A 26925-nucleotide genomic window follows, 5' to 3' on the forward strand; every position below is an offset into this window, starting at 1 on the left:
ACCCCGTAACGTCTGCCCTGAGAACACGACTAAAGTCATAGCTGATACTCGTCGCCGCCGCCCTGCATGGCCATTTCGACGACGCGCCGGGTCAGGTGCGGCGCAAATAGCGCGATCAGATCGTAGTCATAACGGCGCAGAAAAGTGCCGCGCCGCAAGGCCAGCCGCGTCGTATTCGATTCGAACAGATGCGCCGCATCGATCGCAACCAGACCGCTGTCGCGCTGAGCATCGAAAGCCAGCGCCGAAATGATGCCCAAGCCAAGGCCGAGGCTGACGTAGGTCTTGATCACGTCGGCATCGAGTGCGGTCAGCGCGATGTTGGGCTGGGTACCGATCCGCTCGAAGGCGCGATTGATCCGCGAACGGCCGGTGAAGGCCGAGTCATAGGTAATCAGCGGCCAGCGCGCCAGTTCATGCAGTGACAACGGTTGCGACTTGAGAATCGCGTGGCCTTCGGGCGCAATGACGCAATGGCTCCACTGGCGCACCGGCAGCGTGACGAGTTGCGCATACTGGTCGAGCGACTCGGTGGCGATGCCGATGTCCGCCTCGCCGGCCGCCACCCACTCGGCAATCTGGGTCGGGCTGCCCTGATGCATTTCCAGCTTGACGCTTGGGTGCTGGGCGACGAAATCGCGAACCACGACCGGCAGGGCGTAGCGTGCCTGGGTATGGGTCGCGGCCAGCACCAACCGCCCGCTGTCGCCCGTGGAAAACTCGGCGGCGGCCCGCTTCAGGTTGTCGGCTTCGCGGAGAATTTTTTCGGCAATCGACAGCACGCTTTTGCCCGGCTCGGTAATGCCGGTAAAGCGCTTGCCGCTGCGCTCGAAAATGGCGACCCCCAACTCGTCTTCAAGCAACTTGACCTGCTTTGAAATGCCCGGCTGCGAGGTATAGAGGGATTCCGCCGCCTCCGAGACGTTCAGCCCCTGACGCTGGATTTCGACGATGTAACGCAGTTGCTGAAGCTTCATGGCCACATTTAATAACTTAACGATATAACAATCTAACCCAATATTCTTTTTGTTTCAAATGAAGCCCGGTACGATTCGTTCCCATGGATTATCTCTATACCCTTTCCGGCTTCGCAGTCGGCGCTATTGTCGGCCTGACCGGCGTCGGTGGCGGCTCGCTGATGACACCGCTGCTGGTGCTGGTGTTCGGCGTCAATCCGGCCACCGCGGTCGGTACCGACCTGCTCTACGCAGCGCTGACCAAGGCCGGCGGTACCGTCGCCCATGGCAAGAAAGGGCATATCGACTGGTCGATCACCGGCCGCCTGGCGCTCGGCAGCATTCCAGCCGCGGCAATTACGCTGTGGATCCTGTCGCAACTGCCGAAGGGCAGCAATGTCATTGGCGCCGTCATTTCGCACGGTCTCGGTTTCGCCCTGCTGCTCACCGCGATTGCCATCCTGTTTGGCCGCAGACTCCGCGAATACGCCAGCCAGCACGACGAATCAGAACTCCGCAAGTGCTGCCTGGGTAAAATCACCGTCGTCGTCGGCGCCATTCTCGGCGTCCTCGTCACCATTTCCTCAGTGGGTGCCGGCGCCCTCGGCGTCGCCGTCCTTTTCTTCCTTTACCCCAAACTTTCGCCCATCAAGATTGTCGGATCCGATGTCGCCCACGCCGTGCCGCTGACACTGGTTGCCGGCCTCGGCCACTGGGCGCTGGGTGGGGTCGACTGGTCGCTGCTCGGCAGCCTGCTGCTCGGCTCGCTGCCCGGCATCTGGCTCGGCACGCAAGTTTCCGCCAAGGTGCCGGAGCACATCCTCCGCCGCCTGCTGGCCTCCATGCTTATCCTGATCGGCAGCAAGCTGGTCTTTGCCTGATTCACGTTAGGAACGTTTCATGTACAAATACGATGCCATCGACCGCCAGTTGATCAACGAGCGGGTCGCCCAGTTCCGTGACCAAGTCCGCCGCTGGAAAGCCGGCGAACTGGCCGATGACGAATTCCGCCCGCTGCGCCTGCAGAACGGCCTTTACATCCAGCGCCATGCGCCGATGTTCCGCATCGCCGTGCCTTACGGCATGCTGAATTCCGCCCAGTTGCGCAAGCTCGGCGATGTCGCCGCCAAGTACGACCGCGGTTACGGCCACTTCACGACCCGCCACAACCTGCAGTTGAACTGGCCGAAGATCGAGGATGTGCCGGAAATCATGGCCGAACTGGCCGAAGTCGAGATGCACGCCATCCAGACCTCCGGCAACTGCCTGCGCAACATCACCACCGACCCGTTCGCCGGCGTTGCCGCCGACGAAGTGATCGACCCCCGGCCGCTGGCCGAGATCCTCCGCGAATGGACGACCTTCCACCCGGAATTCGCCTTCCTGCCGCGCAAGTTCAAGATCGCCATTTCCGGCACCCGGGAAGACCGTGCCGTCACCTGGTTCCACGATATCGGCCTGCATCTGAAGGAACAGGACGGTCAGGTCGGCTTCACCGTGATCGTCGGCGGCGGCCTCGGCCGGACCCCGATCCGCGGCCAGGTCGTGCGCGAATTCCTGCCCTGGCAGCACATCCTGACCTATTGCGAAGCCATCCTCCGCGTGTACAACCGGGCTGGCCGCCGTGACAACGCCTACAAGGCACGTATCAAGATCCTCGTCCAGGCGACCGGCATCGAAGCCTTCAGCCAGCAGGTCGAAGACGAATGGGCCTACATGAAGGACGGCCCGGCGACGCTGACGCAAGCCGAATTCGACCGTGTTGCCGCCCACTTCACCGCACCGGACTACGAAAAGCAGGACGAGGTCGCCCTGCCAACGGAAAAAGCCTTCACCAAATGGGTGGACCGCAACACCCATCCGCACAAGGTGCCCGGCTACGCTGCTGTCACCCTGTCGCTGAAGCAGCACGGTGTCGCCCCGGGCGACATCACCTCGGCGCAAATGGCCGCTGTCGCCGATCTGGCCGACCAGTACAGCTTCGGTGAGCTGCGCATCAGCCACGAACAAAACATCATCCTGGCCGACGTTAAAAAAGCTGACCTCCCGGCTGTCTGGGAAAAAGCCAAGGCGGCCGGCCTGGCGACCCCGAACATCGGCCTGCTGACCGGTATGATCTGCTGCCCGGGCGGCGATTTCTGCGACCTGGCGAACGCCAAGTCGATCCCCATCGCCAACGCCATCCAGGCCCGTTTCGACGATCTCGACTACCTGTTCGACATCGGCGAAATCGACCTCAATATTTCCGGCTGCATGAACGCCTGCGGTCACCACCACGTCGGCCACATCGGCGTGCTCGGCGTCGACAAGAACGACTCGGAGTTCTACCAGGTAACCCTTGGCGGCCGCCAAGGCAACGATGCCCGGCTCGGCAAGGTGATCGGCCCGTCCTTCTCGGCCGACGAAATGCCGGATGTCGTCGACAAGATCATCAAGGTCTATCTGGAAAGCCGTCATGCCGACGAACGCTTCCTCGACACCTTCGATCGCATCGGCCTCGATCCGTTCAAGAACCGCGTTTACGAAGGCCGCGCCCACGGCAAGGCCAAGACTGCACAAAAGGAGGCCGCATAATGGCTCAGCTGATCAAGAACGACACCCTTGCGGTCGACACCTGGAAAACGCTCGAATTGGCCGAAGGTGAAACGCCGGAAACCGTCGCCCTGCCGGCCGGTGACATCATCTTTCCGCTCGCCGTCTGGCAAGCGCGCAAGACCGAAATTATTTCCTGCCACAAGCGCATTGGCCTGCTCATCCAGCCGGATGAACTGATTGAGGACGTTGCCGGCGATCTCGAATACTTCATCGTCATCGCCGTCAATTTCCCGAAATTCGTCGATGGTCGCGGCTACTCGACGGCCAGCCTGCTCCGCCAGCGTTACCGCTACGAAGGCGAACTGCGCGCCGTCGGCGACGTCTTGCACGATCAACTGTTCTTCATGCGTCGCGTCGGCTTCGACAGCTACGCCCTGAAGGATGGCAAGAACGCGGTCTATGCGCTGGAAGCCGGCTTCAACAGCTTCAGCGACACCTACCAGACCTCGACCAGCCAGCCGCAACCCTACTTCCGCCGCCGCGCCTGATTCCGCCATGACCCCGAGCCTGCTCAACATCACGCCCGAACTGACCGCCAGCGTCGCCACCAAAACGGCGGCCGTGCAAGCTCTGCTTGCCGACATCGCCGGCAACTGGTCGCCGGCCACCTTCGCCAACAGCCTCGGCGCCGAAGACATGGTGCTGACCGACCTGATCGTCAAGGCCGGCCTGCCGATCGAAATCTTCAGCCTCGACACTGGCCGCCTGCCGCTCGAAACCTACGACCTGATGGCGGCGGTGGACAAGCACTACGGCCTGAAATTGAAAATCTATTTCCCGCACAGCGCAGGCGTCGAAAACTACGTTCGCGCCAACGGCATCAACGCCTTCTACGAGTCGATCGAGCTGCGCAAGTCCTGCTGCTACATCCGCAAGGTCGAGCCGCTGAAGCGCGCCTTGGCCGGCAAGAAGGCCTGGATTACCGGCATGCGTGCCGAGCAGGCCGCCACTCGCGGCAACCTGGCTTTCCGCGAATTCGACGAAGGCAACGGCCTGGAGAAATTCAATCCGCTCGCCGATTGGTCCGAAAAGGAAGTCTGGACCTACATCAAGCAGAACGCCGTGCCCTACAACGCGCTGCACGACAAATTCTTCCCGAGCATCGGCTGCGCCCCCTGCACGCGCGCCATCTCGCTCGGTGAGGATGTCCGCTCCGGCCGCTGGTGGTGGGAAAATCCGGAAAGCAAGGAGTGCGGCCTGCACGTCAAAGGCTGACGCAAACCCGCTCAGGAACAGAAAGCCCGCCGCTCTGGCGGGCTTTTTACTTATGGCCGCCATTATGTCTCTGGTGCACTTGGCGGTTCGTCTGGGCATTGGTCTAATTGACCAATGCCCAGACTTCCTTCTTCACTAAAATGGCTAATTGATCGACGAGCTCGTGTAGCAGGCGAAATCACGAAAATTGAGTCGATGCTTAGCCACTGCCAGAGCTTGGTCAAAGAGCTAGACCAACTCAAAGATATGCTGCACGCGGTTGACCAGACTCTAGGTCTTCACGACATCGAAATTGATCCGAATGAAATCAGCCCTATTCGTAGCCATGATGTACGTATCACCCTTCCTCATGGCGAATTGACTCGTAGCATTCTGTTATGCCTAAGACTAAACAAAGGTTCTGCTGTTTCCACCAGTGTTATTGCTGAATTCATTGCCGCTAGACATGCCGATCTAGCAGCCGAGCCTGAAAGCATTGAAAAATTACGACAGTCTATTCGCTACCGCCTTAAAGGCTTGAAACGAAGTGGATTGGTTTCCCCGAAGCATAACTCCCGCCCTAACTCTGACGGGTGGTGGGAAATTTCGGAAATTCAGCTGTAATCCATATATTCAAAGCCCAAACGATGCCCTTGTGCATAGCCTCGCCAAGCGCGCGATACATCGCATTGAAATAGCTTTTCAATCAAACCAATAAATTTTTCCCGCAGAGGCATTTTTCTGCTGTCTTCTCGCCAAGCAAATTCAGTCGCAAAAAATGCAAGATACTGCGGCCGCATGCCATGATGAACGCCGTATTCTGCACGTCTCATTCGACTAAAGTACGACTCAGCCTGATTGTTGTTAACGCCGTCGTCAGTACAATACTCGGCTGAATGTCGAACAGTTTGGTGTTCATACCATGCTGTTAAGCTTGAGAAAGCTCGACCATCATCTGTCTGGATCGTAGATTCTCTCCGTACTAATTTTTGAATTATTGGAATTGCATTTTTTTGGTCTTCGGCAGGAATGACGGCGATAATCGTTCTTGTTGCTCCTCTGCTAGTGATATTTGAAAGTTGTCGGAGGACAAGCACAATCCTGCGTTTTTTGAGTTTTTCCGCATTCCATGGTTCGATAGAATAAGATGCCTTGGGCGGAGCAATGGAGGCCTTTCGATTTCGCAATCTGTGATTTGCGATCTCGGATGACATATGGTTTCTGCGTCGTGGACGACGGGGTTTCCCACAAAAATGACCGCCATCAATCTGGACAACACCGCTCATAGCCGAGCAGTCCTGAGTTTCAAAAATTGCCTCGCGGATTTTTCCGAGATTTTGGTAGGCCGTTCGGAACGTAACACCCATGAGGGCAAGAACCTGATTGGCGGCAAGCCCTTTGGGCGCTGCGACAAACAGATAGATAAGCAGCAGTAATTGCTTGAATGGCAGCTTCCGGTCCAGGAATGGCGTGTCCGTCGTGACACTAAAGACCTTGCTGCAACTTCTGCAACACCATTGTTTTCGAGCTCTCCGCGGGTAATGCTTATCGACCGTGCCACAACTTGGGCAGGGCATAGTTGTCAAATTACCCCAACGAAGCTTAACGAAGCACTCCCAAGACTCCTGCTCGCTTAGCTCTTGAATCTTTGGAAGTGTAAGGTTTCGAAATTCTTTGCTTTGACTGAAATGTTGCGCCATAGATTATTTGCATGTCGAAACGTTGCAAACGGTGTCCATGCCTGTCGTGCAGACATTTGGACACCTGTTGGCCAATCCTTGTGATGGACTGGTGGCGCAGTTCAGGATTTTTGAAAAACCCTCCCCCTCAAGCAAAAATCTGGCTTGACATGGGTAACCTGATTTAACACAATATGAAGCGCAAGCGGCCTGCTTGTGCACTTCAAAGGGCTCGGATAGCTTCTCGTAAAAGCTCCCGGGCCCTGTGCTTTTCTACGCCGGTTATTGGCCCTTTAGCTGGTCATTTCATCTCTCCTCGGCGCCTTCACGCATTCCTGAATGTGCCTGATTAATTAGCCATGCGGCGACCTCCGTTGTAAATGCGAACCAACCCCGTCGTCCTGGCAGCGTAAAGACATCTATTCCAACCTCGCCGCGTTGTTTACTGCGGTAAAACGCGGCATAGCTTTTAAAACCCAATGCCGCATACAAATCTCGGCCACCAAGTGTTGGGCCATATCGATCCAACAAATTATTTGCGAGGTCGTTTGATGATCCGGAGGGCATGTCGAACCTTAAGTAATGTTGAGTTGGGCATATATTGACAACCCCGCACTGTAGAATCTAGGTCGCCTGAATTACGATTCGAGTGACACCAAAATGACCAAAACCCGAGGCGGCCAAAAAAAGCACTGGGCAGAAAAAGTTCGTGTCTGGACGTGGTACTACGAAGTTAAGCGCCTATGCCAATGGTCTGATTACGCACTCGACATGGAGTTCGCTTGGGCGCACAAAGATAAAGACACCGAATTAACGGTGAATCGACCTAGAACATTTGAGTGGATACGTAAAAAAGCTAGAAAACCAGCAGGGAGAGACATGCGCTGGAGATCAATGGATGCACTAGTCGAGGCTGTCGACAGGCACCCTGATTTCAAAGGCACGAGAGCGCTTTACAATGCCCAGTTGTGGGCACTATTGCAAGAATCGTCCGTTTCTCCCGAGCTTGTTCAACAACGGATTGATCAACTACTGGTCGTTCATAACTTAGTTCAGCAAAATCCCATAACGATTCCCGGGATGAGTGAACTGATTGCTGAATATGGATTGGGGCCTGTTTTTGATCGATGCCTCCGGCTCTCCATGGGAAAGATGAGCAGAGTTTCTGGAATTGCCTTGGCTTGGTCGGCTTATCTGCAAGCTGAACCCTCTCATAGCCGGGAGGTTCGCGCTGTTCTTGAGGCGATTCTGGACAATCGTCTAGATGATTTCTTCCGGATTTACCTTCCACACGACAATTTCAGTTCTTACACTAAAGCCATTAAGGTTCTTTTACAGACTAGACTCAATTTATCCAACGCGAATATTGTTGGATATGGTCACACGGAAGTCGTGGGGCGCTGGCCAATTATTCCGGAGTCGTTTGTGAACGGGATATCTGAACGCGATATATTTGGCGTCGCGTGATAGTCGAGCGACTTGGTGTGTCCTGCTCGTCGGGATCGACAATCCGAAGAGCCTAAAAGCGGAGAAAGCCGTGGCGCTTCGCTAAGTCAAATGCGTCGGCGGTACGTCCGCGCAGAATCTCGAAATGATGGCCGGATTCTGGGTCAATCCGACCGTCCGACTCATTGCCGCCACAGTTTGGCCCGCGCCCGACAAACTGCTTCGAGAACACTTTTCCGCCAACCCCTAAACGGGAAGCGTACGCGCGGAACAAATGGCGCACTCCCGAATGTCGCCGCTCCCCAAGATTAAGAACGATGGTGTCGTTCAGTGCCGCAATTTCCGCCTTGTGTTTGTCGGTCAGAGCCGCCAAACGCTGATCAGCTTCCTCATGTAAGCGTTCGGCAATCCGGTACGAAACCACGCTTGTACCCAGTTTGAACTGTGCCATGACAGTCTTGGAGAAAACGGCACAACCGTTGCGACCACGACTGCTAGCCGTGTAAACCCACCAGGTTGTTCAGTTCGGGAATGCGAGAGATAGGCGGCTGATATTGAAGGCCGGCATGTGGTCTGTGCCAGTTGTAGTGATGTAGCCAGAGCGGGAGATGCTGAGCACGCAGCAAGGAGGATTCATAAGCCCGTTCACGCGCCATGTTGATGCGGTCGAGGATTTCCCGTCCGCTACTTTTTTCGTTGTCACAAAAACGTAGACTCCGCTTCCGCAAATTACGCCGTTTGTGATATTTACGCAGCATGATTCGAGTTGCATAATGCCCAATCTTCATAAAAACAAACTGGGCGATGCAAACTTCAGAAGGGGGGCTGGGGTATCAGGAGGCGCTGTGGCTGCTCGGTAGTCTATGCAGCTTATATCGCATTCCCTTCGACCCCAAGCTGGTCGAGCAGGACTTTCCGCCGCCGCATAGCCTCGCCACCTTCCATGAAGCCGCTCGCGCCCTTGGCTTCAAGACTGGGCACAGCCCACATCCAGCCGATTGGCAAAAAATGCCGCTGCCGGCCATCGCCTTTCTGCGTGCCGTGCCGGAAACCACTTCCGACGAAATTGTCCCAACCCTCCCGGTCCTCATCCTCAAGACCGATGGCCACAAGCTGCTCTACTTCCGCGCCGGCAGCCAAGCCCCCGAAACGATCACCGTCGAAGAAGCCGTCACCCAGTTTGAACCCGAACTGATCCTCGCCTCACGCGAAGCCAGTGGTACCAACAAGAATGGGGAGATCCCCGGCTTTGAAGTCGAGAAGAATGAATTCGGCTTCCAGTGGTTCATCCCCGAACTCCTCAAGTACAAAGCCATCTGGCGCGACGTGCTGCTCGCCAGCCTGGCCATCCAGCTCGTCGGTCTGGCCACCCCGCTGTTCACCCAGGTCATCATCGACAAGGTCGTGCTGCACCAGACCCACAGCACCCTGATCGTGCTCGGCGTGGCCTTGGTCATGTTCATGCTCTTCACCAGCGGCATGAGCTGGCTACGCCAATACCTGGTGCTGCATACCGGCAATCGCATCGATGCCGTCCTCGGCAGCCAGGTCTTCCGGCATCTGCTGCGGTTGCCACTGCCTTACTTCGAGCACCGCCCCACGGGCACCCTAGTCGCTCGATTACACGGCGTCGAAACTATCCGCGAATTCGTCTCCGGTGCCGCCGTCACGCTGGTCCTCGATTTCCCCTTCCTGCTCATCTTCCTGGCCGTGATGTTCGCCTATAGCTGGCAACTCTCGCTGATTGCCGTCGGCCTGCTTGGTACTATCGCCTTCATCAGCTTTCTCGTCGCGCCAGTCTTCCGCGACAAGCTCAACCAGCAATTCATGCTTGGCGCGAGAAACCAGTCTTTCCTGACTGAATACGTGGCTGGCATGGCCACCGTCAAATCCCTGCAGATGGAAGCCGACATCGACAAGAAGTACGGCGACTTCCTCGCGCAGTATCTGGCCGCCGGCTTCTCGACCAAGCAGGTCGGCAATACCTATAACGTGATCAGCAATGCCCTGGAACAGGTGATGACCCTGGCCATCCTGATCGTCGGTGCCTTGCTCGTCATGCAGAACGACGGCTTCACGGTCGGCATGCTGGTGGCCTTCCAGATGTTCGCCGGGCGGATGAGTCAGCCACTCCTCAGGCTCGTTGGTCTGTGGCAGGAATTCCAGCAAGCCAACATCGCCGTCAAACGCCTGGGCGACATTCTCGACATGCCGCAGGAACCGCATACCTTGACGCCGACCCGGGAAAATCAAGGCCCCGGTCGAATCGACCTCAGTCATCTCGCTTTCCGCTATTCCGAACATCACCCCTGGCTCTACAAGAATCTCAGCCTGACGCTGAAGCCCGGCCACCTGACCGTGCTGATGGGGCCGTCCGGTTGTGGCAAGAGCACGCTGGCCAAACTGCTGCTTGGCTTCTACCAACCGAACGAAGGGCAGATCGCTCTCGATGGCAAAGACATCCGCCACCTCGCCGCCAACGAACTGCGGCAAATCTTCGGCGTCGTGCCGCAGGAGACGGTGCTCTTCGCCGGTACCCTCTACGACAACCTGGTCATGGCGCATCCGCATGCCAGCTTCGAGGATGTGATACAGGCGTGCAAGGCGGCGGAGATTCATGAGGTGATTGAGACGCTCAATGATGGGTATCAGACGGAGATTGGCGAACGCGGCACCGGGCTATCGGGTGGGCAGCGGCAACGGATTGCCATTGCCAGAGCACTGCTTAAACGGCCGAAGATTCTGGTCTTCGATGAGGCGGTGTCAAACCTGGATCAGCAGACAGCGGAGCACTTCGCCAGAACGATCAACAAGCTCAAGGGAAAGGTGACGATGCTGTTTATTACGCATCAGGTTCCGAGGGGGCTGATGGTGGATGAGGTCATCGATCTGGGAGCAAGTACAACCCGACAGATGGAAGTCGTAGAAGAAGAGATAAACGATTTTTTTTCGGCAAATTAGAGAGATGAAAAATGGCGATAAATATTTTAGGGGGATTTAAATGGCAAATGCCATAAAACCGCAATTGTCGCTACTATTTTTTAATACTCGGAGGCCACTAGCAAAAATCGGGGCTGGCCTACGTAAATCTATTAATTATCAAGCTCCGGTTTCCATTTTTCTCTTCTGGGGATTGATAGAAGCAAGCCATTCCCAGACCGAGATGTACAAATACCGTCTGGAAGAAAGTAAGGACAAGAGCCTGTGTGTACATATGACTCAAGTCTTCAACCAAAATTTTAAGACTCCGTGGAACAGAGGCATTGGATTTGAGGGGGAAAATCCGCTCATCTTTGGTAAACCGTATGACAAATTATATGAGCGGCTTCCTGATGTTAGTTTCGACAAAGAATCGACCTACGAAATGTTGCTGTCAAAATTCCCGTCTTCACCAGAGTTTGATGCGGTTAGATGGAAGGAAGGGAGGACTTGCTACCCAGAGGGAGGTAAAGAGGATATTTGCCACCTTCGTCCGATGCTAGTTGCTGAAATCGACATTGACAACGATGGGCAAAAAGAGTGGGTAGTGAAGCATTCGTTCATGTTCAAGATTCCTACCAAATTCGTCTCTGATGCAGGTGACGAAGATTATTCTGGCGAAGATGGGTTGGCTATATTTCCCAAAGATGGACTTGATTTAACGATGCCCTTGACACTTAAGCAACTCGTCCACGGACAAAAACCTGGTCGCCAACCTAGATTGCTTGACCTGAAGGTCGCTCTACAACTCCGCCCCTTTGTTTATAAGGGGAAAACTTATCTTTCAGCATATCAATTCGTGTTGGACGACAAAAGCTTGTCCCCCAAAAAAAATCATCGATATCAGCTATATCCCGACCGTGAATACATGAACATCCTGCGTGTTTTTGCAGGTGGCAAGCGTCTCGAAGGCCAAATTATAGAAACGGCGAATACGGAGAACGTATGTCGCATCCGAATGATCATGCTGAATAACAACACTGTATCTGGAGGGGATTGATATGTCGCTCAACGCGCTTCACACCAACTATGTTAACGGGTCATATCAAAGTGACTTGCAGTTTTTCCTAAAGGTTGCTGAAAACAATGATTTACGTCGAAACCCAAGCAATGCTTCATATTTGAATATAACGACCGACACAAAAACTCGCCCGGTAATTGGCTATGGATACGACCTTGTGGCGAACCGTGGGGCCGCTATTAATGATCTGACAGCTATAGGTGTTGTGCTTACCGAAACCCAGCGAACGGCTCTTGGCGCGCTATCCGATAACACCACCGGAATTCCCGCTGACTTAGTTGGATTGGCTCTGCCAAGTGAAGCGGCTGCTACAAGTTTGTTAAACAGAGCAATTGCTGCTCGTGATTCGGCATTCAACCTATTTTTAACCCGTAACGGAATCACGCTTACTGACTCTCGCGAACGTGCCGTTTTGATGTCGATGTGGTATCAAACTCCCGTTTATTTCCGAAGTAAATACGGTTCGATAACCAATATGACCCAAGCTCTTATCGATGGCAATCGAGCAGAAGTTTGGTATCAGATACGGTATAAGTCTGCGGCTGATGGTCAAGGTGTCATCAATCGACGTTATGCAGAATCGGCATATTTTGGTCTTTATGAGAGCGGTACTGTTAGTGAAAATGAGGCAAAAAGCATATTCCGAACGCTAAGTTTACATCGAAAGGAAATGCTGGATTACGATCAAACAAATGCCGCTAGACGTATCGCCGCTGCATCAACATATGGTCTCACGGTTCCTGCTTTAAATGACGCAGAAGGCTTGGGTTTGGCTAAAGACCGCTTTCTTTCCGACTTGGCAATTATCTACCCAAATCTATCGGCGCAGCTTGCCAATATCAACGCCTCAAATATCTACCTCAATCCCGCCAAAACGACGGACAGCAGTCGTGGATGGACAATCGACGCATCAATATTCGAAGCCTATTACAGCGACAAAAACGACTTATTAGTTGGACTTGATCAAGTCGATACACTCAAAGCCGGTCAAGGCGACGATTTCCTTATCGGCGGCCTAGGTAACGATACCCTACAAGGCGGCTCTGGCCTTGATAGTTACATCTTCAGTTCTGGTCAGGGCAAAGATGTTATTGATGATAGCGATGGTGTGGGTCGCATTATTGTCGGAGGCCAAGAGTTTACTGGCGCGCCATCAAGTAAATACAGCCTTGATGGCAATAAGCAGATTTGGGAATCGGCAGATGGTACCGTTACTTATCTCTACGACCCCAACACCAAAGCCTTGATACTTAAAGGTAGTGCATTGGGTGACGGACAGATCATTATTGAGCACTTTGACATCACACAAAGCAATGGAAGCGGCTACCTTGGTATAAAACTCGAGCAAAAATCCCTTATTGAGCTAGTTAAATCTGGCGGCTCAAAACCATTTAGCGAAGTCGGCCACCAATCACAAACTAATGTTTCTGACTTGGCTGAAGGGTTGGGCAAGGGCATTAAATGCTTCCTAAATGCTCCTGCAAAACTAGGGGAGATACTCAAACTGAGCCTTGCTGGTGGTGATGTGGGGAAGTTTTCCTGTGTCACCGGAGATGAGGTAATCAGTTTTTCCGATGGGGAAATCACCCTTGAACTCGTGGAAGGGCAAACCGAGATTTCATTTGCCTTTTTGAGCACTGGAGATGTCGATACCGATACCGTACTTACGCTCTCTGCCGCATTAACGCTCGCGGATGGTAGTGAGGTAACAACCAACGACATGACTATCAACTTCGATGCGGTCGACGAAGCTCAATCTCCGGAAACGGGCACCACAATTACTGGCGATATTAACCCCACCGATACCGATACCAGCAAGGCGGGCATACAAGCACAAGCCGACGCATACGGGAATCCAGTAGGAGAATCCTCTTCCTATGGCGACATCTTGGGAGGAACCTCTGGCAATGACCACATCATTTCCGGAGACCTCGATGACGACGTTAAAAGCGGTGCTGGTGATGACTGGATCGAAGGCGGAAAAGGGAACGATTATCTGTATGGGGTATCCGGCAACGATCTGATCGAGGGAGGAACTGGCAGTGACATCCTTATCGGCGACCCTGGCAACGATCGTCTCTATGGCAATGCCAAGATCGATACTGCCACAGCCATTGCCAACGGCACTAATGACACCGGCAGTGGCCAGAAAGGCGACTGGCTTTCCGGAAACGAAGGCGACGACGTACTGGTTGCGGGTAGCGACAATGATGTGCTGACCGGAGGGGCTGGCTCCGACCTCCTGATTGCGGGGGCTGGTGACGACAATATTTTAGGTGATGCAAATTATGACGCTCAGTTCATCGCTGAAGCCAGCAAGCGTTACACGATTGGCAACACCGACTGGTATCACAGCAGTACCGCGACCTTTGACTGGGGCTTTACCGATACAACGGGGGGCCGCGTATTTTCCCCGGTGACGGGCGAGACGAACCCTGTGGGCGCTGCCGCTGACACGATCTACGCCGGAAACGGTAGTGATCATGTCTGGGCTGGTGAAGGTGATGACAATGTTTTCGGTGAAGGCGGAAACGATATTCTTATTGGCGAAGCCGGTAACGATATTCTCCTGGGGGGCGCGGGCGATGACGATATTTCCGGAGATGCCTCGTATCTCGATGAAGCGTTGCATGGAGACGACTTCCTCGACGGCGGGGAGGGCAACGACACTGTTTATGGCAATGGCGGCAACGACGTTCTGTTCGGTGGCGCGGGGGACGACACACTAAGCGGCGACGATAGCAACCCCGCTGACGGGGATGATTATCTGGATGGTGAGGACGGAAATGATCTGCTGTTTGCTGGCGGAGGAGCAGATACGCTTTATGGCGGTGCCGGCCATGATCAATTGTTCGGGGATAACGCCAATACCCCAGAAGACTTGCTGGGTGACGATTATCTGGATGGTGAAGAAGGGGATGACTACTTAGACGGAGCAGGAGGCAGCGATACGCTGTTGGGCGGCGCCGGTAACGACCAACTTTATGGCGATGATGCCGATGTGCCAGCCGACAAGCAGGGCGACGACTATCTGGACGGCGGGGATGGCAACGACATTCTGGTCGGGTGCGGCGGTGCTGACACCTTGATTGCAGGGGCGGGTGTTGATCAACTTTTTGGCGATGCTGATGACACGCCGGAAAGTGCTCAAGGCAACGACTATCTTGATGGCGGCGAAGATAATGACATGTTGGCTGGCGGAGGTGGCGACGATACGTTGCTCGGGGGGAGCGGCAATGATCAGCTATACGGCGACGACCAAACTACACCGACATCGAAACTCGGAAACGACTACCTCGACGGCGGCCTCGGTAACGATCTACTAGTCGGTGCGGGTGGCAACGACATCCTTCTCGGCGGCGACGGTGATGACCAATTGCATGGCGACTCTTCGGATACGCCACTGGTGTTTCAGGGAAATGACATTCTTGACGGCGGTGCCGGCAACGATGTTCTCAATGGCTATGCGGGCAACGACGTTCTCGACGGAGGGGACGGTAACGACAGTCTATATGGCGGCGATGGTGACGATATCCTGAATGGTGGCGCCGGCAACGACTTCTTGAGTTCCGGCAAAGGCAATGACACCTTGGACGGTGGCGATGGTGACGACATTTACGCTATCGAACTGGGAAGCGGCGCGAAACATATTCAGGATAGCTCTGGTTCGAACATGCTGATTCTCCAAGGGGGAATCAACCTGAACATGATTCATCTGGGGCTGGGCTCCCTCAAAATCAGCACCGGCGTTGCCGGCGATGAAATCCACCTGGACGGTGTGGACTACGACAATCTCGCAGGAACCTCCCCAATCAGTTCGATCCAGTTCTCGAACGGACAGACGATGAGCGTCGCCGACGTCATCGCGGCCGTCGGTATCGATCTGCCGACGACGCCGGATGCCGATACGGTTCAAGGCACTTCCGGTCGAGACAATATTGATGCGCTTGCCGGAGACGATACCGTCAGTGCAGGTGCGGGTGATGACCAAGTCACGTTGGGTGCCGGTAATGACATGGCCGATGCCGGCGATGGCAATGATCTGGTAACGGGCGACGACGGTGACGACACCGTATATGGCGGCGCCGGCAATGATTCGGTAACCGGTGGTGCCGGCATGGACACCCTGTATGGGGATGCCGGCAACGACACACTCGACGGTGGCGCAGACACCGATGCGTTGGATGGTGGTGACGGCAACGACCTCCTTGCCGGTGGCAGCGGAGACGATATCCTGACCGGCGCTCTTGGTGACGACTCGCTAAACGGTGGCGTGGGGAACGATATCCTGAATGGTGGCGACGGCACCGACTTGTTGGATGGAGGCGCAGGGGGCGACCAGATGGTGGGTGGCACCGGCGATGACACCTTCCTTGTTGACGAACTTGCTGATCAGGTTACGGAAATGGTGGCCGAGGGCTACGACACGGTACGCAGCATGAAGAGCTTTACCCTGAGCGCCAACGTCGAAGCACTGGTTCTGGAGAATGATCCCTCTGCCTTGGTGGGAACCGGCAACGAGTTGGCCAATTCACTGACTGGCAACGCTAACGACAATACCCTGCTGGGCATGGCTGGGAACGATTCTCTGATGGGTGGTGAGGGAAATGACCTGCTGGATGGGGGCACTGGCACGGACACACTGGTCGGCGGCAGCGGTGACGACACCTACGTCGTCGACGCCACTGGCGACTTGATCACTGAGTTTTCGGCGGAAGGTAACGATACGGCCCTGGCGAGCGCCGACTACGCGCTGAGTGCCAATATTGAAACCCTGACCCTGTCGGGTCTTGCACTTGCCGGCACGGGCAACGATCAGGCAAACACCATTACCGGAAATGCTCAGGACAACATCTTGGATGGGCACGGCGGCAACGATGTACTGATCGGTGGTGCTGGCAATGACCGTTTGATCGGTGGTCTCGGCGTAGACACCATGACTGGCGGAACCGGTGATGATACCTACGAGGTTGATGACATCGCCGATAGCGTTGCCGAGGCCACGAATGAAGGAACGGATACGGTACAGAGCTCGGTATCTTATGTTCTTGGAACAAATCTGGAAAATCTGACGCTGACCGGGAACTTCGACGCGAATGCGACCGGTAACACGTTAAACAACATATTGACTGGAAACAGCGGCAACAACCGCCTGGATGGAGGGCTGGGTGCCGATGTAATGACCGGTGGTGATGGAAATGATGTGTACGTCCTGGATAACGTGGGTGACCAGGTCGTTGAATTGGCCAATGGCGGTATCGATACGGTTGAGGTTGGTACCAGCTACTCGGCCGGAAACAATATTGAAAATATCCATCTGACCGGGTCCGGTAATATCGATGCCACTGGTGATAGCGGTGACAACGACCTCATCGGCAATTCTGGCGACAACCGGCTCGACGGTGGTGAAGGCGACGACTGGATGTCTGGTGGTGCGGGTAACGATACCTACTACACCGACACTCAAAACGATCAGATCGACGAATCCTTTAATGAAGGCATCGACACCGAAATCCGCCGTTTCGAGACGATGTACCTGCTGGCCAATGGCATCGAAAACCTGACCCTGACCGGAGCCATCTATCGCGGCAACGGCAATGAACTCGACAATGTCATCACCGGCAACGATTCGGACAATAACCTTTGGGGTATGGCGGGCAATGACACCTTGATCGGTGGCGGCGGCGCTGATGCCCTGTTCGGCGATGTTGGCCAGGACACCCTGATCGGCGGCGCTGCTGATGATTACTACGAAATCGATGATGCCGGCGATGTGATTGTCGAAAACGCAAGCGAAGGCGACGACTTTGTACGCTCCACCGTCAGTTGGACTCTGGGTGCCAATCTCGAACGCCTTGCCGTCGATGGCGATACCGACCTCACGGTGACGGGCAACGCTCTGGACAACGGTTTGTGGGGCAATCTGGGCAATAACACTCTGACTGGCGGTACCGGCAACGACTACCTCTATGGCGATCAAGGTGACGACGTTTACGTTTTCAACCGGGGTGACGGCCAGGACTCCATCGACACCACCGACGTTCTGGATGCGACCGACACCTTACGCTTCGGCGCTGGTATCACCGACAACGATGTGCTGGCCTTCCAGTACGGAAGCAACATGTTCCTCAAGATCAAGGGAACGAACGACCAAGTCGGCTTCATCGATTACTACGGTGGCACGACCACGATTGATGGAATCGCGGCTGATCATAAGGTCGACCAGATCGAGTTCGCCAACGGCGTCATCTGGGATCAGGCCATGATCCAGACTGTCGTCGACCGGGCCAACAACAACCATGCTCCGACCATCAATAGTTTCCTGCCAACCTTGCAGGCACGGGCCGGTACGAGCTTCAACTATACGGTGCCGGCCAATACCATCACCGATCCGGACGTCTGGGATTCCATTACCTACAGCATTAAGATGCCCGATGGCTCCGCCGTGCCAGCCTGGCTCCAATTCGACTCGGTCACCGGCATCATGTCCGGAACGCCGGCAGTCGGTGATGTGGGCACCCTGCAGTTCATCCTGTGGGGCACGGACAACTACAATTACTCGGCCGGCGAATACGTCAACATGACCATCGGTACGCCAAACCGGACACCGACCCTAGCGACGGCTTTGGCAGACCAGGTGGCAGCCCAAGGCGGCACCTTCAGCTACACCGTGCCATCGGGGGCTTTCACCGATCCGGATGGCGATGCGTTGTCGTATACAGCAACCCTGTCCGATGGTAGTGCCCTGCCTTCCTGGCTAACGTTCAATGCGGCGACACGCACCTTCGGTGGCTCACCCAGCACGCTCGGTACCATCAGCGTCAAGGTGACGGCCAAGGATGTGGGCAATCTGAGCGCTTCTGATATCTTCGATATTGTGGTCAGCGTCCAGAACCTGACGTTGAATGGCACCACCGGTGCCGATACCTTGAACGGCGGTGCCGGCAACGACACGCTTAATGGCCAGGCCGGCAATGACACCCTCAACGGTGCTGCCGGTAACGATACCCTGAACGGTGGCACCGGCAACGACACGATGGTTGGCGGTTCTGGGCACGACACTTACGTCGTCGACAGCAGCAGCGATGTCGTGACCGAAGCACTTAACGAAGGGACCGATTTGGTCCAGACCAGCGTTACCTATATCTTGGCCGCCAACGTTGAGAACCTGACGCTGACTGGCACCACGGCCATCAACGGCACCGGCAACGCCTTGAACAACGTGCTGACGGGCAACAGCGCCAACAACACGCTGACCGGCGGTGACGGCAACGACACGCTCGATGGCGGCACCGGCAACGACACCATGGTCGGTGGGCTGGGCGATGACACCTATGTCGTCAATGTCAGCACCGATGTCGTGACCGAAGCCGCCAGTGCCGGCAACGATACCGTTCAGTCGAGCGTGACCCTGACGCTGGCGACCAACGTCGAGAACCTATTACTTACCGGGACCAGCGCTATCAACGGCACGGGCAACACACTGAACAACGTGCTGACCGGCAACAGCGCCGCCAACACGCTATCCGGCGGCACGGGTACCGACGCGATGATAGGCGGTGCCGGCAACGACACCTATGTCGTCGACAACATCGGTGATGTCGTTACGGAGAATGCCAGTGAAGGCACCGATCTCGTCCAGTCCAGTGTCACCACCACCCTGTCCGCCAACGTTGAGAATCTGACGCTGACCGGCACCACGGCCATCAACGGTACCGGCAACACCCTGGACAACTTGCTGATCGGCAACAGCGCCAACAACACGCTGACCGGCGGTGACGGCAACGATACGCTCGATGGCGGCACCGGCAATGACACCATGGTCGGCGGTCTGGGTAACGACATCTATGTTGTCAACGTCAGCACCGATGTCGTCACCGAAGCAGCCGGTGCCGGCAACGACACCGTTCAGTCTAGCGTGACCCTGACGCTGTCCGCCAACGTCGAGAACCTGACCCTGACCGGCACCACGGCCATCAACGGTACCGGCAATGCCTTGGACAATGTGTTGACCGGCAATAGCGCCAACAACACGCTGACCGGCGGTGACGGCAACGACACACTCGATGGCGGGACCGGTACCGACACCATGGTCGGCGGTCTGGGCGACGACGTCTATGTTGTCAACGTCAGCACCGATGTCGTGACCGAAGCGGCCAATGCCGGCAACGACACCATTCAGTCTGCGGTGACGCTGACGCTGACCACCAATGTCGAAAATCTCGTACTCACCGGAACGACGGCCATCAACGGCGCCGGCAACACCTTGAGCAATCTGGTGCGCGGCAACACGGCTATCAACACCCTGAATGGCGGCTCTGGCAACGACATCCTCGAAGGCGGCGATGGCAACGACATCCTGACCGATACTTCGGGCACGGCCCTGTTCAATGGTGGCACCGGTGCCGATACGATTACCGGTGGCGCCAGTGCTGAAGTCTTTCTCGGTGGGCTGGGCAACGATACCTACACCACGGCGGCGGGCAACGACACCATCCTGTTCAACAAAGGCGATGGTCAGGACACCTTTGCCACGGGCGGAACCGGCAGTGACGTCATTTCCTTGGGCGGCGGCATTACCTACGCCGATCTGGTCTTCACCAAGGCGACCAACGACCTCGTCCTTAAGATTGGGGCAACCGACCAGATCACCTTCAAGGACTGGTATGCAGGAACGCCGTCCAAGCCGGTCGCCAAGCTGCAGATGATCGCAGAAGCCATGGCCGATTTCGCCGCCGGCGGGGCCGACCCGCTCAAGGATCAAAAGGTGGAAAACTTCAACTTCGCCGGCCTGGCCGGGGCCTTCGATGCCGCACGGGCGGCCAACGGCAGCCTGACAAACTGGGCGCTGACCAATGCCCTGACCAGCTTCCAGTTGGCCGGTTCGGATACGGCAGCCCTAGGTGGCGATCTGGCTTACCAGTATGGTAAGAATGGTACGTTGGCTGGGATCGGGGTGACGCCTGCGCTGGCCACCTTGTCTGATGCCAATCTGGGAACTGCCGCCCAAACCCTGACCCCGTTGTCTGGACTGCAGACTGGCTCAGTGCGTCTGTCATAAGGCACGTGCCCATTACAAAGGAGGCGGCACTCAGCCGCCTCCTTTGTTCTTCAATCTTTTGAATCGCTTCCGATGAAATCGATGTTTCCCGCTAACGAAGTCGATCCCCTCGATTTCTCGCCCCCCCTGCTGCGTCTGCAGGACGCTCCGCCCAATCCCCTCGGCCGCAAGGTACTCTGGCTGCTGCTCACCCTTTTAGCGGCCTTGTTGCTCTGGGCCATGCTCGGCCGACTCGACATCGTGGCCGTCGCTGAAGGCAAGCTCATCCCCGAAAGCTACGTCAAGATCGTCCAGCCCGCCGAATCGGGTATCGTCAAAGACATCCTGGTCCGGGAAGGACAAAGCGTCAAAGCAGGCCAAGTATTGATGCGCATGGATACCCTGATCAGCGAAGCCGATACCAAAGCCATCGATGCTGACTACCAGCGCAAGCGCCTGGCAATACGCCGAATACAGGCTGAATTGTCGGGTGCCACGTTCAAGACGGAAGCCAGCGATCCATCCGACCTCGCCCAAGAGATTGGCGCCCAATACCGGGCCAACCGCACATCCTTTGAAGCGGCACTCGCCGAAGAGCGCTCCCGACTGAGCAAGGCTAAACAGGAGTTGGCCGCTGCCGAGCAGATCAAACGTAAACTCGAAGAAACCTTGCCCCATTATCGGGAGCAGGACAAAGCCTACGAAAAGCTCGTCAAGGATGGCTACGCCGGTTCGCTGATGGGTAGCGACAAGCGACGGGAGCGCGTCGAGAAAGAGCAGGAACTACAAACCCAAACCTTCGTCATCGAGTCGGCCAGAGCCAGTATGCTCCAATCGGAGAAGAGGTTGGCCCAGATCGATTCCGACTATCGCCGGCAACTGCATGCCGAACGCAATGACATTCAAGGCCAGTTCGACAAACTGGCGCAGGAAGTGACCAAACAGGCGCACAAGCAGGATTTGCTTGAACTCAAGGCACCACAGGCTGGAGTGGTGAAGGATCTCGCTACTCACACCACAGGAACTGTCGTCCAACCCGGTACCGTACTGCTAACACTGGTCCCGCAAGACGAAATCCTGCGCGCCGAGGTTTGGGTCAGTAATGAAGACATCGGCTTTGTGCGTCAGGGGCAAGCGGTCAAACTGAAGTTCGCAGCTTTCCCTTTCCAGAAGTATGGAATGGTCGAAGGCACGGTCGAACACGTCAGTGCCGATGCGGCCGATAACAACACCGGCAACGGCAATACCCAGACCGATTCTTCGAAGAAGAACCAGTTGCTCTACAAGGCGCTCGTTGTGCTCAAACAGATGAGTCTGGAGATGGACGAAAAGCGTTTCACGCTCTCGGCCGGGATGCAGACCAATGCCGAGATCAAATTGGGCGACCGGACGGTGATGGAGTATCTACTGTCGCCGGTCAGAAAGGCGTGGCATGAGGCGGGGCGGGAGCGGTAGCAGCCCCCTTGCTTCCTGCCGCGCCACGCTTGCCTTCTGGCTTGTTCAGCTTCACCGATCCGAGTCGGAAACCTGCCGCTCAATTTTGAGAACGGCTCCAGTGTTGCTCGGGAGATCGTCTGGCACAGAACTGCGGCATTCTGGAGAGTCGCACCTGCGGGTTACGACGAAGCGCCGGTCAGCCATGTTAATGGCGACCGTGTTGTCGTTTCTCTGAAGTAACCAATAGGAACATGGTTTGGTAGGTGTCGAGCTGCTATTCACAAATCCTTTATTGACCAATTTCAAATAATCGCCATAAAATTCGCCATAATAAAAACGCAGAACATAAGGCTATTTTTGTGGCAACAAAAAAAAACACTGGCGATACAGACAGCATTGAAGATGACTTCGCCAATTTAGCTCGCCTCGCCGCTTCGGAGTCACATGAGGATACCCGCTTGCTGCTGGCGCGCCTCGTGCGCAAGTACCGTCAGCAGCGACCGGAACTGGCCACGCGCCTTGACCAATCCCTGAAGGCTTCACAGACCCGGTCTGCAGGCAATTCCATCCTGCGTCGAGGAGTGCCGGTGGTAGAGCCCGGTGAGGTGGCACTCCCTGTCGATGGCGACTCCCAACTGGCACTGATTCGTGTTTTCGATGATCGCGCAGGACTGGCACCGCCCATTCTTCCAGGAAGTGTTCATGACGCCATCGGCGCCATCATTCGCGAACGCCAGGAACGTGAACGACTGGCAGCCCGGGGGATCAGCCCGACCCGTTCAGCCATCCTGGTTGGACCACCCGGGGTCGGCAAAACACTCTCGGCCCGCTGGATCGCCAGCACCTTGGGCAAGCCCCTATGGGTGCTCGACCTGACGGCGGTCATGAGCAGCCTGCTTGGCAAGACCGGCAACAATCTGCGTGCCGCCCTGGATCATGCCAAGAAGCACGCCGCCGTCCTGCTGCTCGATGAGATCGACGCCATTGCAAAACGGCGCAGCGATGAATCCGATATCGGTGAACTGAAGCGCCTGGTCACCGTCATGCTGCAGGAAGTCGACCAGTGGCCGGACAGCGGATTACTGCTGGCGGCGACCAATCATCCGGAACTGGTCGATCCTGCGCTGTGGCGACGGTTCGATCTGGTCCTCAAGTTCGACTCGCCGGATGCCTCGGCGATTGCGGTTGCCATCCAGCGATTCCTTGGGGATGACCTGGCGCTGTTTGAGTCCTGGATCGATGTGCTGGCCGCCGGCCTGCAGGGGCAGTCTCTCTCGGATGTCGAGCGCAGCATCAACGCCTTGCGTCGCGGCCATGCCTTGCAAACCGCGCCACTGGAACAACTGATCGGATCGGCACTGGGTCAGCGCCAGGAAGCCTTGAGCAAGGCAGAACGTCTCAACCTTGCGATTGCGTTGGCCAAGGCGGGACAACCGCACATGCAGATCAGCCAGATGACGGGGGTCGCTCGCGACACCATTCGCAAACACGCGGGACCATCTCCCCGCAAAGGCAGGGGGCTCAAATAAATGACTACACGATACCTGATCGGCCGTGCCGAGTTGCTGACCTATCCCATCGAAGCGCCCAAGAAGAAGGTCGGCGACAAAGCTCACCCCTACACGCTCGGCGAGGCCAAGCGCATCATCGTGCCGGAGATCGAGTTAGCCAACAGCGTTTTCCAGAAATTACCGGCGAAGGCCTGTGCCGGCGATCTGGCGGTGGCCCGTCTGGTATTGCATCCGGCCTACCTGGCCAAGTCGTTTTTTCCGAAGCTGCTGCTCGACCAGGTCGGCCTCGCCTCGCTCGGGTCGCGGACCCGCCGTATCCAGCCGCGTCGCCAAACTCAGAAGAAGGCGCCGCCGGAAGCAGAAACCACGGAACTCTTCGTGGCTGGCACGCGGGCAGCGCTGGGAAACTTCCCGGCTTTCGCCCGAAGTCTGAACGAACAGATGCCGGTCGCCGAGCAGCTTGCTCGCATCGAGACCTTTGCCGCTATGACCCCATCTGATCGCCTGCATCTTGAGGGCGCCAATATCGGCCACGTTTTCGAGGTCGGCCTGCATTTACTCCCCGAAGGCGACGCCTCGGATGTTCGCGCCATGTTTGCCGACTATGCCAAGGACTGCGGCTTCAGGGTCAATGGCGAATTCGAATTTGAAGCGGGCCGTCTGCTGTTCGTTGCGGTCGAGGGGGACGCTGCCTGCCTGGAAAATCTGGCCCAGTTCACCCTGACCCGCGTAGTCCGGCCGATGCCGCACTTGCGGGCGGCACGTCCGGTCACTCGCAGCATGCCGCTTGCGGTGTCGTTCTCGTTGCCGAGCGGCGAGCCGCTTTCTCGCGAACCCAAGGTCGCAGTCCTGGATGGCGGCCTACCGGCGGAGCACATCCTTGATGGCTATGTCCGCCGCTATTTCCTGGCCGACGAGGAAGCGAGCGACGTGCCCGACTTCACCGAACATGGACTCGGTGTCACCTCAGCTTTGCTGTTTGGGCCGATTGAGCCGGAAGCAGCGGCAGAACGCCCCTACGCGCCAGTTGACCATCATCGCGTGCTGGACGCCAAGATCGACGGGGAAGATCCCTATGAGTTGTATCGCACGCTCGGCCACGTCGAAACCGTGCTGCTCTCCCGTCAATACCAGTTCATCAACCTCAGCCTGGGTCCGGATCTGCCGGTCGAGGACCAAGACGTACACGCCTGGACGGCTGTGATCGACAGTATTTTGAGCGATGGTGAAACCCTGATGACCGTCGCAGTCGGCAACAACGGTGAGCGCGACGCAGTACTTGGTCTTAATCGTATCCAGGTGCCTTCTGATAGCGTGAATGCGTTGTCCGTGGGCGCTGCCGACCGAAGCGGCGTTGATTGGAAACGCGCCGCTTACAGCGCCACCGGTCCCGGTCGTAGCCCGGGAAGACGGAAACCCGATGTGGTGGCGTTTGGCGGAGCGCCCAAGGAATATTTTCACGTAGCAGCCCCTGGCAGCCGACCGAACCTGGCAGCCACGCTGGGAACCAGCTTCGCGGCACCGCTCGCGCTGCGCTCAGCAGTCGGTATCCGGGCCATTCTGGGCGACCCTGTACATCCGTTGACCATCAAGACACTTTTAGTCCATGGCTGCGAAAGCAACGAAGAGCACGACGTACATCACGTCGGTTGGGGACGTGTCCCATCAGACATCAATCGCCTGATCACCTGCAGCGAAGGGGAGGCTCGAATCATCTATCAGGGGGAGTTACGCCCTGGAAAATTCCTGCGCGCACCGATTCCTTTGCCGGCTTTCCAGTTGGAGGGGAAGGTACGCCTGCGGGCAACGTTCTGTTACGCCAGCCCGGTCGATCCCCAGGATGCTGGTGCCTACACGAAGGCTGGCTTGGGGATCACCTTCCGACCTAACAGCAGCAAGCGCAAGGCCGGCGCGGTCAATGCATCGTCGGTCAGCTTTTTCCCGGCGGCCGAGTTTCGGAACGAGGCTGAACTGCGGGCTGACCTCGGAAAGTGGGAAACGGTGCTGCATGCCGAGAATGGCTACCTCGGCAGCAGCCTTCTCGAACCCGTGTTCGACGTGCATTACAACGCCCGAGAGGCCGGAGGTCTAGCATCCTCTGGTGCGCCAGCCATCCGCTATGCCTTGGTCGTCACCGTGCATGCCCCGAAGCATGCCCAACTGCATCAGGATATCCTCAAGGCCCACGCCGTACTGCAGGCGCTGGAGCCGCAAGTCTCGCTACCGCTGCGCACACGGACCTGAGACCAGCCGGGAATCAAAGTTGGCGACCCCCCGGTGCCATACATCTCTTCAAGATGGGCCTGTATCTCGCGAACCGTCATTCCTCGGGCGTAGAGCGACAGAATCTTGTCGTCAAAGCCGCTCCAGCGGGTCTGGTGCTTCGGAATCAGCTGCGGCTCGAACGTGCCGTGGCGATCACGGGGAATCTCAATGGGCAGTTCGCCGAACTCACCCTTCAAGGTCTTCCTGCTCTTGCCGTTGCGGGTGTTGCCGGCAGGATTCTCCACCGGCTCATTCTTGCCATGGCCGAGGTGGTCGGCCATCTCCGCTTCCAACGCCTTCTCGACCAACAGCTTGGTCAGTTGCTTGAGCAACCCATTCTCGCCAATCAGGTCTTCCGGCTTGCGGTAGTCAGCCAACAGGCTGTCCAGTAACTCCTTGGGTACTGCTTTCTTTCCTACGGTCATCATCGCTCCTGGCAATGTGGCAGTTTCCTGCCGGGTGACCGTTTACACAAAAATTCTTACACGCTCAGGCAAAGCCGCTCTGTAGGCGCTGCCAATCTCCAGCAGTATTTTCAGAATCTAAAGACGGCACAGCTCCAGACCTCATCGGAATTGCATAGGTGGTGCACGCTCCAATTCAAATGCTTGGAGTTTGATCCGGGCCTGCGACCTCGATGAACGTCACACCAACAGGGCGAAATTAGAAAACACCTAAGCACCAACCAAATATTTGATTTGGATTTTTGCCAAAGGAATGGATAATTCGTCTGCTGGCAATCTGAAAACTTGTTCGTTAGTGCGGCGCATTTAAGGCCGCACTTTCTGCGCGAAAGGGACCT

At 56.4% G+C, this 26925-nt stretch carries 15 protein-coding genes and 2 pseudogenes; 12 read left to right on the forward strand and 5 right to left on the reverse strand.

What is annotated here, in order from left to right; all coding sequences use genetic code 11:
* Positions 1 to 35: 35 nt before the first annotated feature.
* Positions 36 to 977, reverse strand: coding sequence for a CysB family HTH-type transcriptional regulator (locus tag AT959_RS02510; protein ID WP_066880199.1), 942 nt, complete (start codon positions 975 to 977; stop codon positions 36 to 38).
* 83 nt (positions 978 to 1060) lie between these two features.
* Here AT959_RS02510 and AT959_RS02515 point away from each other — a divergent pair, with 83 nt between their 5' ends.
* The 5 genes from AT959_RS02515 (at position 1061) to AT959_RS20870 (ending at position 5369) form a co-directional block, all read left to right on the forward strand.
* The gene (locus AT959_RS02515) at positions 1061 to 1837 is read left to right on the forward strand and encodes a sulfite exporter TauE/SafE family protein (RefSeq protein WP_066880201.1); all 777 of its coding nucleotides are present in this window, start codon (positions 1061 to 1063) and stop codon (positions 1835 to 1837) included.
* A 19-nt stretch (positions 1838 to 1856) separates the two neighbouring features.
* Positions 1857 to 3530 (forward strand): nitrite/sulfite reductase, encoded by a 1674-nt coding sequence (locus AT959_RS02520; RefSeq protein WP_066880203.1) that lies wholly within the window; start codon positions 1857 to 1859, stop codon positions 3528 to 3530.
* Entirely contained in the window at positions 3530 to 4039 is a 510-nt protein-coding gene (locus AT959_RS02525) for a DUF934 domain-containing protein (protein ID WP_066880205.1), read from the forward strand. The genes AT959_RS02520 and AT959_RS02525 overlap by 1 nt, the downstream gene beginning before the upstream one ends.
* 7 nt (positions 4040 to 4046) lie before the next feature.
* Positions 4047 to 4766: a phosphoadenylyl-sulfate reductase gene (locus AT959_RS02530; RefSeq protein WP_066880207.1), complete on the forward strand. Its 720-nt coding sequence runs from the start codon at positions 4047 to 4049 to the stop codon at positions 4764 to 4766.
* 195 nt (positions 4767 to 4961) lie between these two features.
* Positions 4962 to 5369 (forward strand): hypothetical protein, encoded by a 408-nt coding sequence (locus AT959_RS20870; RefSeq protein ID WP_169795436.1) that lies wholly within the window; start codon positions 4962 to 4964, stop codon positions 5367 to 5369.
* On the opposite strand, the gene AT959_RS20235 is transcribed toward AT959_RS20870, so the two are convergent.
* Positions 5360 to 6445, reverse strand: a complete 1086-nt coding sequence (locus AT959_RS20235) for an IS1595 family transposase (RefSeq protein WP_083518161.1) — start codon at positions 6443 to 6445, stop codon at positions 5360 to 5362. The genes AT959_RS20870 and AT959_RS20235 overlap by 10 nt on opposite strands.
* A 639-nt stretch (positions 6446 to 7084) precedes the next feature.
* On the opposite strand from AT959_RS20235, the gene AT959_RS02540 reads away from it, so the two are divergent.
* A complete protein-coding gene (locus AT959_RS02540) occupies positions 7085 to 7891 on the forward strand; it encodes a hypothetical protein (RefSeq protein WP_066880211.1) in 807 nt (268 codons plus the stop codon).
* Between the two features lie 52 nt (positions 7892 to 7943).
* On the opposite strand, the gene AT959_RS20875 is transcribed toward AT959_RS02540, so the two are convergent.
* Positions 7944 to 8321, reverse strand: coding sequence for a hypothetical protein (locus tag AT959_RS20875; protein ID WP_157651186.1), 378 nt, complete (start codon positions 8319 to 8321; stop codon positions 7944 to 7946).
* 43 nt (positions 8322 to 8364) lie between these two features.
* Positions 8365 to 8508, reverse strand: a pseudogene (locus tag AT959_RS20880) (integrase core domain-containing protein); the annotation flags it as partial.
* A 166-nt stretch (positions 8509 to 8674) separates the two neighbouring features.
* Between AT959_RS20880 and AT959_RS02545 the strand changes: the two are divergent.
* From AT959_RS02545 to AT959_RS02570, 6 genes are all read left to right on the forward strand, one after another.
* On the forward strand, positions 8675 to 10831 hold the full coding sequence (locus AT959_RS02545; protein WP_066880214.1) for a peptidase domain-containing ABC transporter: 2157 nt from the start codon (positions 8675 to 8677) through the stop codon (positions 10829 to 10831).
* Positions 10832 to 10871: 40 nt separating this feature from the next.
* On the forward strand, positions 10872 to 11849 hold the full coding sequence (locus AT959_RS02550) for a hypothetical protein (RefSeq protein WP_157651187.1): 978 nt from the start codon (positions 10872 to 10874) through the stop codon (positions 11847 to 11849).
* A 1-nt stretch (position 11850) separates the two neighbouring features.
* Positions 11851 to 20931: a putative Ig domain-containing protein gene (locus AT959_RS21710; RefSeq protein WP_240481673.1), complete on the forward strand. Its 9081-nt coding sequence runs from the start codon at positions 11851 to 11853 to the stop codon at positions 20929 to 20931.
* A 72-nt stretch (positions 20932 to 21003) separates the two neighbouring features.
* Positions 21004 to 22365 carry an HlyD family type I secretion periplasmic adaptor subunit gene (locus AT959_RS02560; RefSeq protein WP_066880220.1) on the forward strand — a complete coding sequence of 454 codons (1362 nt, stop codon included), beginning with the start codon at positions 21004 to 21006 and terminating at the stop codon, positions 22363 to 22365.
* 440 nt (positions 22366 to 22805) lie between these two features.
* A complete protein-coding gene (locus AT959_RS02565; protein WP_240481675.1) occupies positions 22806 to 23876 on the forward strand; it encodes an AAA family ATPase in 1071 nt (356 codons plus the stop codon).
* Positions 23877 to 26102: a S8 family peptidase gene (locus tag AT959_RS02570; protein WP_066880224.1), complete on the forward strand. Its 2226-nt coding sequence runs from the start codon at positions 23877 to 23879 to the stop codon at positions 26100 to 26102.
* An 11-nt stretch (positions 26103 to 26113) separates the two neighbouring features.
* Here AT959_RS02570 and AT959_RS20255 read toward each other — a convergent pair.
* A pseudogene (locus AT959_RS20255) lies at positions 26114 to 26548 on the reverse strand (transposase); the annotation flags it as partial.
* Positions 26549 to 26925: the final 377 nt, after the last annotated feature.

The sequence above is a fragment of the Dechloromonas denitrificans genome, from assembly GCF_001551835.1.
Taxonomy (GTDB): domain Bacteria; phylum Pseudomonadota; class Gammaproteobacteria; order Burkholderiales; family Rhodocyclaceae; genus Azonexus; species Azonexus denitrificans.